The following is a 17,315-nucleotide window of genomic DNA, read 5'->3' on the forward strand; positions in this document are numbered from 1 at the left end:
CACCTGAGCGGCTCCGGCTCGGCTGGCTTCGGCAAGGCGTCGGCTCAGCCGGCGGCTCCAGCGATGTTGACCATCCATTCGACGCCGAAGCGGTCCTTGAGCGCCCCGAACTCGTCGCCCCACATCTGCTTCTCCAGCGGCACGCTCACCGTGCCGCCCTCGGCCAGCGCGTCCCAGTAGCCGTGCAGCTGCTCCGCCTCGTCGCCGCTCAGGCTGATCGAGATGGCGCTGCCCGGCGTCACGTCCATGCCGGGCGGCGGGTCGGAGGCCATCAGCGTGAACCCGTTCTCCGCGACGAGCATCGCGTGCATGACCTTGTCGGCGAGCGCGGCGTCGGGCGCCCCGAACTCACCGAAGGTGCTGACGTCGAGCTTGCCGCCGAACACCGACTGGTAGAACTCCATGGCCTGGCGCGCGTTGCCGTCGGGAAAGCCGATGTACGGGTTGAGGCGAACGGTCATGACCAGCTCCTTCGGTGGGTGACGTCCTCGCACCATAGACCCGTCGCGACCTCCTCGGGAGCCCTCCTGTGGACAACGCCCGAACGCGTGTCGCGGGCCTGTGGACAACGGGCGTTCCGGCCCCGCCGGCGTGCCAAGGTTGCCGCCATGCGAAGCGAGGACTTCTGGGCGCTGATCGACGAGAGCGCCCGTGTGACCGACAGCAAGGAAGACCGGACGGCCTGGCTCGTGGACACTCTCGCGGGCCGCCCGGCGGAGGACATGGTCGCTTTCCAGCGGCAGTTCGAGGAGCTGGTGGCCAGGGCCGGCACCGAGGACATCAGGGACGCCGCCTGGATTCTCGGGGCCGGGCTCCTCCTCGACGACGAGTTCGGCGAGTTCCGCGTCTGGCTCATCGGACAGGGCCGGCAGATCTACGAACAGGTGGTGGCCGAGCCGGACACGCTGACGACGATTCCCCCGGTGCGGAGGCTCATGGGCCGTCCCATCGCGTCGTGGGACGACGAGGAGTGGCCCGAGTGGGAGGTGCTCCGGCGCCTCACCGAGTCCATGCACAGCCGGATGGCGTCGGAAACCGCGCAGGGATGGCGGGCGACCGATGCGGCCGCCATGGCCCGGCGCCTCCCTCAGCTGAGCGCCATGTTCCCGAGAGAGAGGTGAGGACCGGAGGGTGACATCAGGGCGGGCACCCGATGCCGGATGCCCGCCCTGTCAGAAGAAGATCGTCAGCCCTCGTACTTGAGCCACACCGCGCCCAGCGGCGGCACGCGCAGCGCCGCGGAGGCGTTCAGCCCGTGCCACGGGAGGCCCTCGGCGTGCACCTCGCCGAGATTGCCGACGCCCGAGCCGCCGTAGAGCTCGGAGTCGGTGTTGACCACCTCGCGCCAGACGCCCTCACGGGGGAGGCCGATGCGGTAACCCTCGTGCGGCACGGCGGCGAAGTTGACCACGCAGGCGAAGGCGTCCCCGTTGGGGGCGAAGCGCAGGAAGGAGAAGGTGTTGTGCTGAGAGTCCTCCGACGTGATCCAGCGGAAGCCCGCCGGGGTGGTGTCCTGGGTCCACAGCGCCGGCGTCTCCTTGTAGACGCGGTTGAGGTCCGTGACGAGCCGCTGGATGCCGCGGCCCGAGGCGTCCTCGGCGATCAGGTCCCAGTCGAGGCCCCGCTCCTCGCTCCACTCGCGCTCGTCGCCCATCTCGGCGCCCATGAAGAGCAGCTGCTTGCCGGTGAAGGCCCACATGAAGCCGAGCAGCGCCCGCGTGTTCGCCAGCTTCTGCCAGCGGTCGCCGGGCATCTTGCCGGTGAGCGAGCCCTTGCCGTGCACGACCTCGTCGTGGCTGATCGGCAGGATGTAGTTCTCGCTCCAGGAGTAGACCGTGGCGAAGGTCATCTGGTGGTGGTGCCACTGGCGGTAGATGGGCTCCTTCTCCATGTAGGAGAGGGTGTCGTTCATCCAGCCCATGTTCCACTTGAAGCCGAAGCCCAGGCCGCCGAGGTGGGTGGGCCGGGTGACGCCCGGCCACGCGGTCGACTCCTCGGCGATGGTGACCACGCCCGGGTTGTTCTTGTAGACCGTGGCGTTCATCTCCTGCAGGAAGCTGATCGCCTCGAGGTTCTCCCGGCCGCCGTACTGGTTGGGGGCCCACTCGCCGTCCTTGCGCGAGTAGTCCAGGTAGAGCATCGAAGCCACGGCGTCGACCCGCAGGCCGTCGGCGTGGAACTCCTCGCACCAGTAGAGCGCGTTGGCCACCAGGAAGTTGCGGACCTCCTTGCGGCCGAAGTCGAAGACGTAGGTGCCCCAGTCGGGCTGCTCGCCGCGCCGCCAGTCGCCGTGCTCGTAGAGCGGGGTGCCGTCGAAGCGGGCCAGCGCCCACTCGTCCTTCGGGAAGTGGGCCGGCACCCAGTCGAGGATCACGCCGATCCCGGCCTGGTGCAGCTTGTCCACCAGGTATCGGAACTCGTCCGGGCTGCCGAAGCGCGACGTCGGCGCGTAGTAGCCGGTGACCTGGTAGCCCCACGAGCCGCCGAAGGGGTGCTCCATGACGGGCATCAGCTCGACGTGCGTGAAGCCGGTCTCCTTGACGTAGGCGACCAGCTGCTCGGCCAGCTCGGTGTAGGACAGGCCGGGCCGCCACGAGCCGAGGTGCACCTCGTACGCGCTCATGGGCTCCTGGTGCCACGCGCGGCCGGCGCGCTCGGTCAGCCAGTCGCCGTCCTGCCACTCGTAGGACGACTCGTAGACGACCGACGCCGTGGCCGGCGGGACCTCGGTGTGCTGGGCGAGCGGGTCGGCCTTCTCGCGCCAGTGGCCGTCGCGGCCGAGGATCTTGAACTTGTACTTGGCGCCGGCCTCGACCCCGGGGACGTAGATCTCCCAGACGCCGGTGCTGCCGAGCGAGCGCATCGGCCAGCCGTCGAAGGGGCCCCAGCCGGTGAAGTCGCCGATGACCTGGACGCCGCGGGCCGCCGGGGCCCACACGGCGAAGGCGGTGCCGGTGCCGCGCGGGTGGGCGCCGAGGACGGTCCACAGCTTCTCGTGGCGGCCCTCACCGATGAGGTGCAGGTCCAGCTCGCCGAGGGTCGGCAGGTGCCGGTACGGGTCGTCGCACAGCGTCCCGTCGGCCTCGATCCGATAGTCGAGGACGGTGCCGGGCAGCTCCGCGGCGAAGACGCCGTCGGGGTGCACCTCGGTCATCTCGAAGCGCTCGTCCCCGGCGACGACCGCCACGGTCTTGGCGCCCTTGCGCATCGTGCGGATCACGGTGTGACCGCCCGACGGGTGCGCGCCCAGCACGGCGTGCGGGTCGTGGGTGTCGCCCGAGACCACGGCGCTCAGCTGACGCTGGTCCCCGGCCAGGGAGGGGGTGGACGAAGTCTGTCCGATCATCGGTTATTTCCTCCGGGGGTGTCAGCCGACGAGCCGGGTGATGGAGCGCAACGGGATGCGCAGCCAACCGGGCCGGTGCCGGGCTTCGTACGCGGCCTCGTAGACCGCCTTGTCCAGCTCGTACGCCGCCAGCAGCGCGCCCTGCTCCCGCGGATCCGTCCCGGCGGCCGCCGCGTAGCCGTCGCAGAAGGAGGTCCGGTTGCGGTCCACCCACTCGCGGGCCCGGGCGGCCAGGTGCTCGTCCTCGGCCTGGTCGACCAGCAGCTGATAGGCGGCGTACTCATAGCTGCGCAGCACGCCGGCGACGTCGCGCAGCGGCGAGTCGGGGCGGCGCCGGTCCTCCAGCGGCTGGCCGGGCTCGCCCTCGAAGTCGATGAGCAGCCACGCCTCGGGGGTGCGCAGCACCTGGCCGAGGTGCAGGTCGCCGTGCACCCGCTGGACGGTGACGGGCTCGCCGCCGAGCTTGCGGAAGCGCTCCTCGATCACGGCGACGTGCTCGCGCAGCTCGGGGACGGCCTCGGCGGCCGACTCGAGCCGGGCGATCAGCGTGTCGGCCGGGAAGGGCGCCGGACCGGTGCCCAGCTCCTCGGCGAGCGTCTTGTGCACGGTGGCGACGGCCTCGCCGAGGCGGTAGGATTCGCCGGCGAAGTCGCCGCCCACCTCGTCGGCGGCGAACTCGGCGTCGGCGAAGAGGTCCCGTGCGCTGGCGGTGGCCATGGCCCAGCCCTCGGCGGAGTTCGCCGCGTAGGCGGTCACCATGCCGAGCGGGCACGGCCCGTCCGGGGTGCTCACCTCGAAGGCGCCGAGCAGACGGGCGACGTGCGCGTTGCCGGCCCGGCCGAGGACCCGGTTGAGCTCGATGTCCGGGTTGATGCCGACGTCGACCCGGCGGAAGATCTTGAGGATCGCGTCCTGGTCGAAGATCACGCTGGTGTTGCTCTGCTCCGCGTCGAAGACCCGCGGCGCGGCCTCCAGCGGCAGGTCGACGCCCGGCTCCTTGGCGAAGGACACCTCGCCGGCGGTCGCGGAGGAGTCGACCAGGCGGAGCAGGAAGTTGACGGCCTCCGGGTCGTACATCGCGTCGTACCCGGTGCGGTCGCCGTCGGTGCCGATGGTGGCGACCGCGCTGTACTCGGAGATCGGCCCGTCGTTCCACGCGACGAGCACCTGGTAGCGCTCGGTGTGGCCGTCGGTGTAGGCGGCGTCCACGAGCATCAGGTCCAGGTCCTCCCGCAGCGGGGTGACCGAGGAGGGCGCGGCGGAGGCCAGGGTCCGGCTGCGGCCCGCGTACCAGCGTTGCTGGGGGAGCCATTCGTCGAAGGGCAGCGTCATTGCTTCTCCTCGGACCCGCAGAGCTGGAACCAGTAGAACCCATGTCCAGGCATGGTCAGCAGGTAGGGCAGCTGCCCGATGCGCGGGAAGTTCACGTGCCCGGTCAGCTCGACCGGCGTGTACCCGTTCCAGTGCTGCAGGTTGAGCTCGATGGGCTGGGGAAAGCGCGAGAGGTTGTTGACGCAGAGCACCACGTCGTCCTCGGTCTCGCGCAGGAAGGCGAGGATCGACGGGTTGGAGCCGCCGAGCTCGCGGAACTCGCCCACGGCGAACGCGTCGTGGCGCCGCCGCACGGCCAGCATCGTGCGGGTCCAGTTGAGCAGCGACGTCGAGCTGTCCCGCTGGGCCTCGACGTTCACCGACTGGAAGCCGTAGATCGGGTCCTGGTTGGCCGGCAGGTAGAGGCGGCCCGGGTTGGCCGTCGAGAAGCCGGCGTTGCGGTCCGGGGTCCACTGCATCGGCGTGCGGACGCCGTCGCGGTCGCCCAGCCAGATGTTGTCACCCATGCCGATCTCGTCGCCGTAGTAGAGCACCGGCGAGCCGGGCAGCGACAGGAGCAGCGCGGTGAAGAGCTCCATCTGGTTGCGGTCGTTCTCCAGCAGCGGGGCGAGCCGGCGCCGGATGCCGACGTTCGCCTTCATGCGCGGGTCCTTGGCGTACTCGCCGTACATGTAGTCGCGCTCTTCGTCCGTGACCATCTCGAGCGTCAGCTCGTCGTGGTTGCGCAGGAAGATGCCCCACTGGGCCATGTCCGGGATCGGCGGCGTCTGGGCCAGGATCTCGGAGATGGGGAAGCGCGACTCGCGCCGGACCGCCATGAAGATGCGCGGCATCAGCGGGAAGTGGAACGCCATGTGGCACTCGTCGCCACCGGTCTCCGCCTCGCCGAAGTACTCGACGACGTCCGCCGGCCACTGGTTGGCCTCGGCGAGCAGCACCCGGCCCGGGAACTCGTCGTCGATGACCTTGCGGCAGTGCTTGAGGAAGGCGTGCGTCTCCGGCAGGTTCTCGCAGTTGGTGCCCTCGCGCTCGAAGAGGTAGGGGACCGCGTCCAGCCGGAAGCCGTCGATGCCCAGGTCGAGCCAGAAGCGCAGGACGTCGAGCATCGCCTCCTGCACGGCCGGGTTGTCGTAGTTCAGGTCCGGCTGGTGGCTGAAGAAGCGGTGCCAGTAGAACTGCCGGCGCACGGGGTCGAACGTCCAGTTCGACTCCTCGGTGTCGACGAAGATGATGCGCGCGTCGGAGTACTTGTCGCTGGTGTCGCTCCATACGTAGAAATCGCCGTACGGGCCGTCGGGGTCGCGGCGCGACTCCTGGAACCACGCGTGCGAGTCCGACGTGTGGTTCATGACCAGGTCGGTGATGACACGGATGCCGCGCTTGTGGGCGGCGTCGAGCAGGGCCACGAAGTCCTCGACGGTGCCGAACTCGGGCAGCACCTTGTAGAAGTCGCGGATGTCGTAGCCGCCGTCGCGCAGCGGCGAGTCGTAGAAGGGCGGCAGCCAGAGGCAGTCGACGCCCAGCCACTGCAGGTAGTCGAGCCGCTCGATGAGGCCGCGCAGGTCGCCGGACCCGTCGGAGCTCGAGTCGTAGAAGGCCCGGACGAGCACCTCGTAGAAGACGGCGCGCTTGAACCAGGTCTTGTCCGCGGGCAGCACCCGGGCATGGCCGAAGTCGTCGGCGGTGGGATGCTCGACCACACCGTCCTCGACGTGGCTGCCCTCCGCGGGATCGTACTCGACCGATTCGTCGAGGTCGCTCGTCAGGTCCATCAGACGTTCACCTACCCCACCCCGCAGGAACTGAATCGCACACGCCGCCACCACGACGTGTCTTGCCGCCGGGCCGGCGGCCGATGCCACCCCGGCAATCCCCGGAACCACCGGGCCGGCGGCTCCGGGGACCCCTGGGATCCCCGCCGTCGGACCGGCGAATCCGGGGACCACAAAGATCCCCGCGGCCGCAGTGGCGGCCGGGAAGCACTTCACACCCCGGGGGACAGGCGCCGGGAAGCCGCCCGGGTCAGCGACGACCCGGGCGGACGGACCCGGGCGTCAGCGGCGCGGGCTGACGACGAACACGTGCGCCGGCTCGACGTACGGGTCGATCCGCACGGCGTTGTGCTGCCCCCACTCGTAGCTCGCCCCGGTGATCTGGTCGACCACGTCGAAGCGCTCGTGCCAGTCCATCCCCAGCGCCGGCATGTCCAGCGTGGTGTTGCCCCACTGCACGTTCTGCGCGTCGAACGTGCAGATCACCAGGACGGTGTTGCCCGTTTCCGGGTCCCGCTTGGACCAGCACAGCAGCTCGCCGTTGTCGATGTCGTGGAATTCGATGTTCCGCAGCCACTGCAGCGCCGGATTGTCCCGCCGGATCTGGTTGAGCCGGGTGATGTAGGGCGCCAGTGTCCGCCCGGCCCGCTCGGCGGCGGCCCAGTCGCGCGGCTTGAGCTCGAACTTCTCGTTGTCGATGTACTCCTCGGCGCCCGGCCGCGGGACGTGCTCGAAGAGTTCGTACCCGGAGTACATGCCCCACGACGGCGAGAGCATGCTCGCCAGCAGCGCCCGGATCTTGAACATCGACGGGCCGCCGGTCTGCAGGCTCTCGTGCAGGATGTCCGGCGTGTTCGGCCAGAAGTTGGGGCGCATCCAGTCGATCGAGGCCTTGAGCTGTCCCATGTACTCCCGCATCTCCCAGGCGGTCGTGCGCCAGGTGAAGTACGTGTAGGACTGGGTGAAGCCGATCTTGCCGAGCCCGTTCATCATCGCGGGGCGGGTGAACGCCTCGGCCAGGAACAGCACGTCGGGGTCGACGGCCTTGACCTTGGCGATGCACCACTGCCAGAAGTTCAGCGCCTTGGTGTGCGGGTTGTCGACGCGGAAGATCTTGACGCCCTGCTCGACCCAGTGCAGGACCACGCGCAGGACCTCCTCGCGCAGGCCCTTCGGGTCGTTGTCCCAGTTCAGCGGGTAGATGTCCTGGTACTTCTTGGGCGGGTTCTCGGCGTAGGCGATGGTGCCGTCGGCACGGGTGGTGAACCACTCCGGGTGCTCCTTGACCCACGGGTGGTCCGGCGCGGCCTGCAGGGCGAGGTCCATCGCGATCTCGAGGCCGTGCTCGTTCGCCGTCCGGATGAAGGCCCGGAAGTCGTCGAGCGTGCCCAGCTGCGGGTGGATCGCGTCGTGGCCGCCCTCGTCGGAGCCGATCGCCCACGGGGAGCCGACGTCCTCGGGCCGGGCCACGAGGGTGTTGTTGCGGCCCTTGCGGTTGATCTTGCCGATGGGGTGGATCGGCGGCAGGTAGAGCACGTCGAAGCCCATCGCCGCGACGGCCGGGATGCGCTCCGCGGCCGTGGCGAAGGTGCCGTGCTTGATCGGCGTCGCCTCGGGGCCGATCTCGGCCCCCTCGGAACGCGGGAAGAACTCGTACCACGACGAGAAGAGCGCGCGCGGGCGGTCGACCCAGATCGAGTAGGACCGGGTCGTGGTGACCTGCTGGCGCACCGGGTTCTGCCAGATGAGGTCCTCGAGGTCCAGCGCGGCGGAGACCCGGCTGAAGAGCGAGCGCCCCTCGTCGCGCAGGGCCTCGGCGGCGGCGCGGACCCGCTCCTCGTCGGCGTGCGGCACGATCTTCGCCGCGAGGTCGAGGATGTCGGCGCCCTCGGCGAGGTCGTTGGCCAGGTCGGCCAGGCCCTGGCCGGCGCCGATCTTCTTGGTGACGGCGTTGTGCCACGTGCGGTAGGGGTCGTCGAAGGCCTCGACGGTGAAGGTCCAGCGGCCGACGCGGTCGGGCTTGATCACCGCGTGCCACTGGTCGAGGCCGGGCTCACCCGGCTCGAGGCGGGTGAAGGGCTCGGACTCGCCGTTCGGGCCCTGCCATACCACGTTCACGCCGAGGGCGTGGTGGCCTTCCCGATAGGACACCGCCGAGATCGGCACGAGTTCGCCGACCACCGCCTTCGCGGGGTAGCGGCCGCAGGACACGGACGGTGTCACGTCTTCGATGGGAAAGCGACCGGTCATGATCCTCACCGTAGTCAGAGGAGCGGGGGCAGGCTCGGCGTCGGGCAAAAAGCAGCAGCCGTCGTCGCTAGTTTCTCCGCAATGGAGGAACCGCAAACGGCCGCGCACCCGGTGCCTGACAACCTACCGGAGACGTGTTACGAGATGCCGTCGAGGCGCGCCTTGGCGCCGCCGAGAAATGCATTCAATTCCGGGCCGTGCCATACCCGCGCGGGCTCCGGATCACGCATCGTCGCCGCCGCAAGCCGCGAAACGGGCAAACCGCCCGGAGTGGCGGTGGCCGCCAGCACCACGTTGCCCGCCTTGCGGCCACGGAGAATTCCCGGCGGCGCCACCAGGGCGACATCGCCGAAGGCCGCGCGCAGGGTCGCCGCCTGGATCCGGGAGTACGACAGCGGCGGCACGTCGGTCAGATTCATGATCAGGACGCCGCCGGGGCGCAGCACCCGCGCCGCCGACCGGGCGAAGGCGGTGGCGGCCACGCTCGCCGGCATCGCCGCGCCCTGGAAGACGTCCGCCACGATCACGTCGGCGCCGGCCGCCGGGGCCGCGTCGACGAAGAGGCGTGCGTCGCCGACCTCGGTGCGGATCTCCTCCGGCCACGGCAGGTGCTTCGCGACCACGGCCAGCAGCAGCGGGTCGAGCTCCACCACCGTCTGCGCCGACCCGGGCCGCGTCGCGGCGATCCACCGCGGCAGCGTCAGCCCGCCGCCACCCAGATGCAGGACCTCCAGCGGTACGCCCGGCGGCGCGCAGAGGCGCACCACGGCCGCGCACCGCCGCACGTACTCGAACGCCAGGAAGGTGGGATCGTCCAGGTCGACGAAGCTCTGGGGCACGCCGTCCACCGCCACGGTCCAGCCCCGGGGCCGCGCCGGGTCGGGCTCGAGCGTCGCGGTCCCCGAGGCGACCCGCGCGAAGACAGTTGCCCGTCGGTTGCCGCGTGTTGCCATCCGGGGCAGGCTACTCAAGCACCCCCGGCCGCCGCCGAGTGGTAGCGCGACGCACCCCGACAGGGGCGTGCGCCGAGCTCACGGGGGAACACATGGCCGGTCCGTCCACCGCACTGTCGCCGGTCATCGCCGCCAGCACGCACTGGCTCGTCCGCGCCTACCCGGCGACGGGCACCGATCAGGCCGCCGGCACCCTCAACGAGCTCCAGGCACGCCAGGCCGTCACGGTGGCCGCGTGGCTGCGCTATCCGACGCCCGTCGACGCCGAGCTGGTCGCCATGGCCGGCCCGGGCGGCTCGGCGACCCTCGACTGGCGCATGGGCAGCGAGCCCGACGACGAGATGGCCGAGGACGAGGGCTGGCGCACCTGGGTCGACGAGGTCGTCGTCAGCTGGGCCGCCTGCCTGCTCGCCGACCCGCTCCTGGCCACCCGCGCCGTGGACGCCGTCGCCGCCGCGATCCCGCTCGCCCCGGAGCCCGGCCCCGCCCCGGAGACCGCCCGCGGCCCGCTCGCGCAGGATGGCAGTGGCGCGGCGCGGCCCCGGCCCCGGCGGCGGGTCACCGATCTGCCGGCCGAGTTCCGGCGGCTGACCGCTCCGGACCCCCGGGAGAGCGCCGCGGCCATGCTGCTTCGTCACCCGGACCTGCTCGACTCGGTCGCCGGGCTGCACCGCGACGACCTGCTCTACCTGCTCCCGGGCGCCGTCAGCGCCTGAGGCCGGGAACGATCAGAACGAGGTCAACTGACCGCGCAGCTTCGTCAAAGCCCGGCTCAGCAGGCGGCTGACGTGCATCTGGCTGATGCCGATCTGGTCGGCGATCTGCGACTGGGTGAGGTTGCCGTAGAAGCGCAGCGTCAGGATCTTCTGCTCGCGCTCGTCGAGGGTGGCCAGGGCGGGGCCGAGGGCCACGCGGGTCTCGGCCAGCTCGAACTCGCTGTCCTCGCCGCCGAGGGTGTCGCCGAGCTCGGTGGTGCCGTCGGCGCTGATCGGGGTGGAGAGGCTGGTGGCGTTGTAGGCGCGGGCGCCCTCCAGGCCCTCCAGCACGTCCTCCTCGGTGACGCCCAGGTGGTGCGCGATGTCCGCGACGGTGGGGGAGCGGCCCAGGGTGTGCGTGAGGGTGCTGTTGGCCTCGGTGATCGATAGGCGCAGCTCCTGCAGGCGGCGGGGCACGCGGACCGACCAGGTGCGGTCGCGGAAGTGGCGCTTGATCTCGCCGATGATGGTCGGGATCGCGTAGCCGGCGAAGTCGACGCCGCGTGAAGGGTCGAACTTGTCGACGGCCTTGATGAGGCCGACGGTGGCGGTCTGGACGAGGTCGTCGGTGGGCTCGCCGCGGCCGGAGTAGCGGTGGGCGAGGTGGCGGGCCAGCGGCAGCCAGGCCTCGATGGCGCGGTCGCGCAGGGCGGGCCGGCTGCGGTCGTCCGGGGCGGTGGCGGCCAGGGTGACCAGGAGATCAGCGGCGAGAGCGGGCATGGCGTGGTCCTCCATCAGCGGGCAGAGAGCCGTGCCCGCACGCGGCGGAACTCCCTCTCACGCTAACCGCTCGGCGGAGCCGTGACCAGCCGAAAGGATGAGTACGCTACCGCAACAGCGGGCATATCACCCAGATCGCCCGCTCGATCCCCCGTCGGGAGGGATTCATGAACCGGTGTGCTTGGGTACACAGAGCGGAAACACACCGGAGACGGAGTTCTGGAATGGCCATCCTCGGCATCGACATCGGCGGGTCCGGCGTGAAAGGCGCGCCGGTGGACACCGCGCGGGGCGAGCTGCTCGCCGAGCGCGTGCGGGTGCCCACCCCCCAGCCGTCCGACGTCAGCAGCGTGGTCGAAGCGGTCGCCGAGGTGGCCGCGCAGTTCGACGGGTTCGACCGCGTCGGCGTGACCTTCCCCGGCGTCGTGGTCGACGGCGTGACCCGCACGGCCGCGAACGTCGACAAGTCCTGGCTCGAGGCCCCCGCCGCGCGGCTCTTCACCGAGCGCCTGGGCAAGCCGGTGTCGGTGCTCAACGACGCCGACGCGGCCGGGGTCGCCGAGATCGCGTTCGGCGGGCACGACACCAAGGGTCTCGTCATGATGCTGACCTTCGGCACGGGCATCGGCAGCGCGCTGTTCCTCGACGGCGAGCTGATCCCCAACACCGAGTTCGGCCATCTCGAGCTGGACGGCAAGGACGCCGAGCACCGCGCCTCCGACCGCGCCCGCGAGCAGGAGGACCTCGGCTGGGAGAAATGGGCCGGCCGCGTGCAGGACTACCTGCGGCACGTCGAGATGCTGCTCTCGCCGCGGCTGTTCATCGTCGGCGGCGGCGTCAGCAAGAAGGCCGAGAAGTGGCGCCCGCACGTCGAGGTCCGCACCCCGATCGTCACGGCCACGCTGCTCAACAACGCCGGCATCGTCGGCGCCGCCGTCACCGCCGAGCAGGCCCACGGCCACCCCGGCGCCATCCAGGTCGACGCCTCATCCCAGGGAAACTGATGCCACGCACTGTTGCCACGAACACCCGGGTCAGCCGCGAGGAGCTGCTGGAGTTCATCCGTCCGCGCCACCACGCGATCCTCATGACCACGCGCCGCGACGGCCGCCCCCAGGCGTCGCCCAACACGTGCGGCGTCGACACCGAGGGCCGCATCGTGATCTCGACGTACCCCGAGCGGGCCAAGGCCCTCAACATCCGCCGCAACCCACAGGTCAGCGTCTGCGTCCTGTCGGACGACTTCGGCGGGGCGTGGGTCCAGGTGGACGGCACGGCCGAGGTCATCGACCTGCCCGACTCGGTCGAGCCGCTGGTCGAGTACTTCCGGGTGATCTCCGGCGAGCACCCCGACTGGGACGAGTACCGCCAGGCCATGCGCGACCAGGGCAAGAGCCTGATCCGCGTGACGATCGACACCTGGGGCCCGATCGCGACCGGCGGCTTTCCGGCGCGTCTCGCCTGAAGATTTGATTACGCGTCACCGGGGCCGCCCACAAGCAGCCCCGGTCCGACCGTGGCGGCCGCCCGGCTCACTGCGTGGTCCCGCCCCGGATCGCAGCCGCCGGGCTGTCCCGGGTGGTCACCCGCCAGAGGTCAGCACGACGAAGACCGCGGCCGCCGTCATCAGCACGGCCAGCGCCTCACTCCGCACTGCTGCGCGTAGCGCCCGGCTCCGGCGCGCGTTCGCCTTCCGGGCGGAGCTGAGCAAGTCACAGCGGGCCAGGGTGACTTCGCGCAGCACGTCGGTATAGGCGGCCAGGGCCCAGTCCCGCCGGGTCAGGCCGAGGAGCTCGGCATCACCGATCTGGTCCTGCGCCACCGGCCGGTTGACGCTCAGAGCCGCGAGCACGGCGGTCACCAGGAGAATCACCGCCGTCAGGAGAAGAATCACGACCGCACCGGGCGTCACATACCCCTGGCCGCGGGCCCGCAGGTTGGCGAAGGCGAGCAGCAGGGTGACGAGCGCCCCGGACGTCGTCACCACCGACATGGCCCGCTGCTCGAGTGACGTCCGGACGGCGCGCTCGTGGGTCAGCTGGTCGGCGACGAGGTCGAGGTAGGCCTGCCCGATGTCGGTGTCGTCCGGCACGTCAGTTCCTCGTCCTCGTGGTCGGGATCGTGGGTCCGGCGGGCGGGGCGAGCACCTCGGCCGTCCAGCCCGGGGGCGGATGTGCGGCGCCGCGCCTGATCCGCCGCAGCTCACCAGGGCCCACCGCCGCGGCCAGCGCGCCGGTCAGAGCGAGGGACTGCTTCGCCCGGTCGTACCGGGCCAGGCACTCGATCCGGCGGCCTGCCCACTCGGCGGCGGAATGGGGCTCCGCCTCCGCCACAAGCCTCATGCTGTCGACCAGCCCGTTGAGGCCCGCTCTGATCTGACGGCGCATGCTGTCCAGCCGGACGAGGAACCGCTCGCCCGGCAGTCTGCCGCGCAAGTTTTTGAGCCGCTCGAGCGCTGCGTCCGGCGCGCGCCAAGCCTCGTACAACGCCTCCTCGAGGCCCGGGTCGTCGACGCCGGCAGCCCGGACCTCCGACATGAAAAAGGCGACCCTGTTCCGCCAATGTCGCACCCGGCCCCGAGCCTCGCGAAGGGCGAGTTCGGCGTCTTTGTGCCGATCGGCTGCCCGGGCCGCTCCGTCCTCCAGCGCCCGGAGCTCCGACCGCAACTCCGACACGGTGTCGACCCGATCACCGAGGGCCGTGACCAGCCTCTTGAAGAAGCCGTACGGATCAGCTGCACCCGCGACGGGAACGACGACCAGGCGGTGTTCCCACATCGAGAGGACGACGATGCATGGTACTGCCTCCTCGGGCAGCCCGAGCAGGCGCTTGAGCTGTTCGACGGCATTGGTCCCGCCCCGGCGGACCTTGTCCTCCGGCGGCGGCGAATCGGCGATCCGGCCGGGAGGGACCGTTCTGTACTCCGCGGCCAGAGGTCCGCCGCCGTCCCAGAACGCCTGTTGCCAAGCGGGGAACGCCGCACGCCCGTGCTCCACCGTGAACCCGCGGACGCCGAGGGCCTCACCGTGGGTGCGTGGCGACACCCACTGCTCGAAGCTGCCGGGGACGTCCGGCTCGCGACCCGGCATGGGACAGGCGATCGCGATCAGCTTGTCCGTGACGCTGTGCAGGCTCGTCCAGGTGTCCGTGACGGCGCCGAGCAGGTCGGGCCGGTCGGCGCTGCGGGCGACCACGATGCAGACCGCGGCGAAGTCGCAGCGCTCGGCGGCAGCGACGGTGCGGGCCAGGAACTCGCGGACATCGATCTCGATGAGCTGCATGCTGGCCTCCCCGGGCCGGACCGGTCCAGCTCATCAGATCGATCGCGGCCGGCGCAACACCGTCGCGCCGGGCGGCTCAGGACGCGCCGCTGGCCCGCCAGTTGATGCTGGTGAGCAGCGACCGGGCCTGGTCGGCGACCTCGGCGTCGACCACGACGGCGTACTGGGAGGCCTGCAGCGAGCTGCGCGACGTGAAGTCGCGGCGGCCCCCGGTCATGGCCTGGGCGATCGCGCCGAAGACCGCGCCCCAGACGGCGCCGATGGCCAGGCCCAGGAGGATGACGCCGGTCCAGTTGGAGTCGCTGAAGAGGCCGAAGAAGAGCCCGATGAACAGGCCGAACCATGCGCCGCTGGCCGCGCCGGCGAGGGCCGCGCGGCCGGTGGTGAAGCGGCCCAGGACGTTCTCGACCAGGCGCAGGTCGGTGCCGATGATGGCGCTGCGCTCGACCGGGAACTTGTTGTCCGACAGGTGGTCGACGGCCTGCTGGGCGGTGGCGTAGTCGGGATAGGTGCCCACCGCGACCGTCGCCGCCGGGAAGACGTCGGTGGTGGCGGGCGGGGTGGCGGGAACGCCGGCCGGGCCGGGCGGGACCGCGGATTCGGGGTTGGTCATGGCTGCCTCCGGTTTTCAGAGTCCCCCGGAGTGGGCGGAGGCCGGGATCGGCTCGCCGTCCGGGGAGGTCGATCGGTCGCCCGCCGCGAGGCGGACCCAGACGGTGAAGGTGACGGCGACCGCCGCCGCCACCGCGAAGGCACCGGCGAGGAAGGCGAAGCGGCCCGAGTAGTCGACGATGCGGCCCACCCGGTCGGCGGAGGCGATCGCGCCCAGGCCGAGCAGGGCGAGCACGCCGCTGATCCCGCCGGCGACGGCGAAGAGCAGCATCACGTAGCGGTTGGGGCGGGCCTTGACGCCGGTGATGCGCACGCGGCCCGCGCGGACCAGCGCCGAGGCGAGGGCGCCCCAGGCCAGGACGACCAGCAGGGCGGCGATGGTGTCGCTCGGGCGGTGCCAGCCGGCCCAGATCGTGGCGACGGCGATGATCAGCACGTACGCGGCGCCGGCCAGGGCCACGGTGCCGCGGATCGCGAACGGCAGCACCAGGATCAGCGCGAACGCCACGGAGGCGGCCGCGGTGGTGTGGCCGCTGGGGAACGAGTTCGGCATGTCGAAGCCGTCGAGGTCGGGCCGGGTGAGCCGGCTCTTGAGCAGCTGGCTGGTGGCGTTGGCCCCGAGGACCAGCAGCGCCGCGGCGGCGGCCAGGTCCTTGCGGCGGCGCATGATCCCGATGGTGGCGGCGGCCAGGCAGACCGCGACGAGGCTGACCAGGGTGGTGCCGTTGAGGGCCCGGCGCAGCACCGAGACCACCCGCGGGTGGTCGAGGTCGGCGCCGTTCATGACCATGCTGTCGACGACCTGCCCGAGCGGGTGGCGCACGCAGATCCAGTAGACGGCGGCCACGCCCGCGGCCGACACCAGGGCGATGAAGGCGTGGACCAGGACATGGGTGACGCCGCGGCCGCCGCGCGGGGCGGTGGGGGCGGTCTCGGGGCGCTCTGCCACAGCCGTCATCGGGCCCGTTCCTCCTGCGTCGTCTCGTCGGCGGGCACAGCTTTGCCCAGACCGCGTGATTTTCAAGCCTGCAGATCGTAGTGGGCACAACCTGACTGCACCCTGGCGCTCCCCGGGGCGGCAACGGCCGGATCCGACCTTCGTGGTGAGCCGAAGCACGGATGCCGACGCCGCAACCAGGGGGATTCCTACATGTCCTACTTCGCCCGACGGATCTTGACCGGGCCGCTGCTCGTCGCCGCGCTCGGCGCCGGGCTGGCCGTGGCACCGCAGGCGGCGAACGCCGCCGCCGGGGTGACCGCGACTGTCGAGGTCAGCAGCACGCTCCAGATCCGCAACGCGCCCTCGCTCGACGCGAAGGCGGTGGACAGCCTGCGCGGCGGCCGCAAGGTCACCGTGCTCTGCCAGGTCGAGGGGCAGAAGGTCCGCGGCTCGGTGCGCACCACCACCGCCTGGGACCGGCTGGCCACGGGCCGCTACATCTCCCACGCGTACGTGTCCACCACCCGCACGATCCCCGTCTGCGCGGTCCCCTCGGCCGCCGCCGTGCCGCAGAAGGTCAAGGCGCAGGCCGCCCGCCGCTTCGTGGTCGGCACGGTGAAGAGCTTCGACGGCAAGGTCAACCTGCGCTCGGCGCCGTCCACCCAGGGCCAGATCAAGGCGTCGGTGAACACCGGCCGGAAGATCAACCTCGTCTGCGCGGTCACCGGCGTGTCGGTCGCCGGTTCCGTCCGCACCACGGCCCAGTGGGACAAGACGTCGGTCGGCACGTACATCTCGCACGCGTACATGTACTCCGGCACCCTCAAGCCCTGCCCCGGCGCCTCGGTGCCCACCGCGCCCGCGGTCACCCTGACGCCCGAGCAGTTCATCAAGGCCGCGGTGCCCGGCGCCCAGCGCGGCTGGCGCGAGTACGGCGTGCCCGCCTCGGTGACGATCGCCCAGGCCATCCTCGAGTCGGGCTGGGGCCGCAGCGGGCTCTCGACCGCCGACAAGAACTACTTCGGCATCAAGTGCCAGGGCACCTCGTACGGCAAGCTGGCCAACGGCTGCCACGTCTACAACACCACCGAGTGCACCAAGGCCGGCAACTGCTTCGCCATGGCGGACGCCTTCCGCACGTACGAGACGATGGCCCACTCGTTCCGCGACCACGGCAGCTTCCTGCGGGTCAACCCGCGGTACGCGCCGGCGTTCAAGTACACCAAGGACGCGAACAAGTTCATCTGGAACGTCTGGAAGGCCGGCTACGCCACCGACCCGAACTACTACACCAAGGTCACGGGCCTGATGGCCTCCTGGAACCTCTACCAGTACGACACCTGGAAGTAAGTCT

The 17,315-nt window shown here is 71.1% G+C and carries 16 protein-coding genes; 5 read left to right on the forward strand and 11 right to left on the reverse strand.

Going from position 1 to position 17,315, the window contains the following annotated elements; genetic code table 11:
• Window positions 1-44: 44 nt before the first annotated feature.
• Window positions 45-461 (reverse strand): VOC family protein, encoded by a 417-nt coding sequence (locus tag RAN62_RS09970; RefSeq protein WP_305784244.1) that lies wholly within the window; start codon window positions 459-461, stop codon window positions 45-47.
• A 147-nt stretch (window positions 462-608) separates the two neighbouring features.
• Between RAN62_RS09970 and RAN62_RS09975 the strand changes: the two genes are divergently transcribed.
• The gene (locus tag RAN62_RS09975; RefSeq protein WP_305784245.1) at window positions 609-1,121 is read left to right on the forward strand and encodes a DUF4240 domain-containing protein; all 513 of its coding nucleotides are present in this window, start codon (window positions 609-611) and stop codon (window positions 1,119-1,121) included.
• 65 nt (window positions 1,122-1,186) lie between these two features.
• Here RAN62_RS09975 and glgB read toward each other — a convergent pair whose 3' ends face one another.
• The 5 genes from glgB to RAN62_RS10000 form a co-directional block, all read right to left on the reverse strand.
• Window positions 1,187-3,346 carry a 1,4-alpha-glucan branching protein GlgB gene (glgB, locus tag RAN62_RS09980; RefSeq protein ID WP_305784246.1) on the reverse strand — a complete coding sequence of 720 codons (2,160 nt, stop codon included), beginning with the start codon at window positions 3,344-3,346 and terminating at the stop codon, window positions 1,187-1,189.
• 21 nt (window positions 3,347-3,367) lie between these two features.
• A complete protein-coding gene (locus tag RAN62_RS09985) occupies window positions 3,368-4,678 on the reverse strand; it encodes a maltokinase N-terminal cap-like domain-containing protein (protein ID WP_305784247.1) in 1,311 nt (436 codons plus the stop codon).
• Window positions 4,675-6,450: a maltose alpha-D-glucosyltransferase gene (gene treS / locus RAN62_RS09990; RefSeq protein WP_305784248.1), complete on the reverse strand. Its 1,776-nt coding sequence runs from the start codon at window positions 6,448-6,450 to the stop codon at window positions 4,675-4,677. The genes RAN62_RS09985 and treS overlap by 4 nt, the downstream gene beginning before the upstream one ends.
• 282 nt (window positions 6,451-6,732) lie before the next feature.
• Window positions 6,733-8,700, reverse strand: a complete 1,968-nt coding sequence (locus tag RAN62_RS09995; protein ID WP_305784249.1) for an alpha-1,4-glucan--maltose-1-phosphate maltosyltransferase — start codon at window positions 8,698-8,700, stop codon at window positions 6,733-6,735.
• 137 nt (window positions 8,701-8,837) lie between these two features.
• Window positions 8,838-9,653, reverse strand: coding sequence for a spermidine synthase (locus RAN62_RS10000; RefSeq protein WP_305784250.1), 816 nt, complete (start codon window positions 9,651-9,653; stop codon window positions 8,838-8,840).
• Between the two features lie 92 nt (window positions 9,654-9,745).
• Here RAN62_RS10000 and RAN62_RS10005 point away from each other — a divergent pair, with 92 nt between their 5' ends.
• Window positions 9,746-10,369, forward strand: coding sequence for a hypothetical protein (locus RAN62_RS10005; RefSeq protein ID WP_305784251.1), 624 nt, complete (start codon window positions 9,746-9,748; stop codon window positions 10,367-10,369).
• 12 nt (window positions 10,370-10,381) lie between these two features.
• On the opposite strand, the gene RAN62_RS10010 is transcribed toward RAN62_RS10005, so the two are convergent.
• Window positions 10,382-11,128: an RNA polymerase sigma factor SigF gene (locus tag RAN62_RS10010; protein ID WP_305784252.1), complete on the reverse strand. Its 747-nt coding sequence runs from the start codon at window positions 11,126-11,128 to the stop codon at window positions 10,382-10,384.
• A 224-nt stretch (window positions 11,129-11,352) separates the two neighbouring features.
• Between RAN62_RS10010 and ppgK the strand changes: the two genes are divergently transcribed.
• On the forward strand, window positions 11,353-12,132 hold the full coding sequence (gene ppgK / locus RAN62_RS10015) for a polyphosphate--glucose phosphotransferase (protein ID WP_305784253.1): 780 nt from the start codon (window positions 11,353-11,355) through the stop codon (window positions 12,130-12,132).
• The gene (locus tag RAN62_RS10020; protein WP_305784254.1) at window positions 12,132-12,593 is read left to right on the forward strand and encodes a PPOX class F420-dependent oxidoreductase; all 462 of its coding nucleotides are present in this window, start codon (window positions 12,132-12,134) and stop codon (window positions 12,591-12,593) included. Before ppgK ends, RAN62_RS10020 begins: the two co-directional genes overlap by 1 nt.
• A gap of 117 nt (window positions 12,594-12,710) precedes the next feature.
• On the opposite strand, the gene RAN62_RS10025 is transcribed toward RAN62_RS10020, so the two are convergent.
• The 4 genes from RAN62_RS10025 to RAN62_RS10040 form a co-directional block, all read right to left on the reverse strand.
• Complete coding sequence (locus RAN62_RS10025) at window positions 12,711-13,220, reverse strand: hypothetical protein (protein ID WP_305784255.1); 510 nt, start codon at window positions 13,218-13,220, stop codon at window positions 12,711-12,713.
• Between the two features lies 1 nt (window position 13,221).
• The gene (locus tag RAN62_RS10030; protein WP_305784256.1) at window positions 13,222-14,409 is read right to left on the reverse strand and encodes a hypothetical protein; all 1,188 of its coding nucleotides are present in this window, start codon (window positions 14,407-14,409) and stop codon (window positions 13,222-13,224) included.
• 76 nt (window positions 14,410-14,485) lie between these two features.
• Window positions 14,486-15,022 (reverse strand): YflT domain-containing protein, encoded by a 537-nt coding sequence (locus RAN62_RS10035; RefSeq protein WP_305784257.1) that lies wholly within the window; start codon window positions 15,020-15,022, stop codon window positions 14,486-14,488.
• Window positions 15,023-15,037: 15 nt separating this feature from the next.
• The gene (locus RAN62_RS10040; RefSeq protein WP_305784258.1) at window positions 15,038-15,979 is read right to left on the reverse strand and encodes a phosphatase PAP2 family protein; all 942 of its coding nucleotides are present in this window, start codon (window positions 15,977-15,979) and stop codon (window positions 15,038-15,040) included.
• A gap of 192 nt (window positions 15,980-16,171) precedes the next feature.
• On the opposite strand from RAN62_RS10040, the gene gsmA reads away from it, so the two are divergent.
• Window positions 16,172-17,311: a sporangiospore maturation cell wall hydrolase GsmA gene (gene gsmA / locus RAN62_RS10045; RefSeq protein WP_305784259.1), complete on the forward strand. Its 1,140-nt coding sequence runs from the start codon at window positions 16,172-16,174 to the stop codon at window positions 17,309-17,311.
• The last annotated feature ends 4 nt before the right edge of the window (window positions 17,312-17,315 follow it).

Source organism: Symbioplanes lichenis, assembly GCF_030709675.1.
In the GTDB taxonomy this organism is placed as follows: Bacteria; Actinomycetota; Actinomycetes; order Mycobacteriales; family Micromonosporaceae; genus Actinoplanes; species Actinoplanes lichenis.